Annotated in this window: 1 pseudogene; it reads left to right on the forward strand. The window is 66.0% G+C overall.

Annotated elements, in window-relative coordinates:
• Positions 1-659: pseudogene (pntA, locus tag F3J44_RS29405) on the forward strand (NAD(P)(+) transhydrogenase (Re/Si-specific) subunit alpha); the annotation flags it as partial.
• Positions 660-720: the final 61 nt, after the last annotated feature.

The raw sequence follows: 720 nt of genomic DNA on the forward strand, positions 1-720 counted from the left end.
TGATGACCGCCGCCGGCACCGTCAAAGCCGCGCGCGTGTTGATTCTGGGGGCGGGTGTTGCCGGCCTGCAGGCCATTGCCACGGCCAAGCGCCTGGGTGCAGTGATCGAGGCGTCCGACGTACGCCCGGCGGTGAAGGAGCAGATCGAGTCGCTGGGCGCCAAGTTCATCGACGTGCCCTACGAGACGGACGAAGAGCGCGAATGCGCCGAAGGCGTCGGCGGCTATGCCCGGCCAATGCCCGCCAGCTGGATGCAACGCCAGGCCCAGGCCGTGCACGAGCGCGCCAAGCAGGCCGATATCGTCATCACCACCGCGCTGATTCCAGGCCGCAAGGCACCGACCCTGCTCAGCGCCGAAACCGTGGCGCAGATGAAGCCAGGTTCGGTGGTCATCGACCTCGCCGCAGCCCAGGGCGGCAACTGCCCGCTGACCGTCGCCGACCAGGTGGTGCAGCACAACGGCGTGACCATCGTCGGCCCAACCAACCTGCCCGCGCAGGTGGGCGCCGATGCCTCGGCCCTGTATGCGCGCAACCTGCTGGACTTCATGAAGCTGCTGTTCGACAAGGACGGCGCGCTGGTCATCAACCTCGAAGACGACATCGTCGCCGCGTGCCTGATGTGCCGCGATGGCCAGGTCGTGCGCAAGAACGGCTAAGGAGCACGACAATGGAAGACATGCTGATTTCCCACGGCATCTACAACCTGATCATCTTCGT

It is taken from the genome of Pantoea sp. Tr-811, from assembly GCF_011752535.1.
GTDB lineage: Bacteria > Pseudomonadota > Gammaproteobacteria > Pseudomonadales > Pseudomonadaceae > Aquipseudomonas.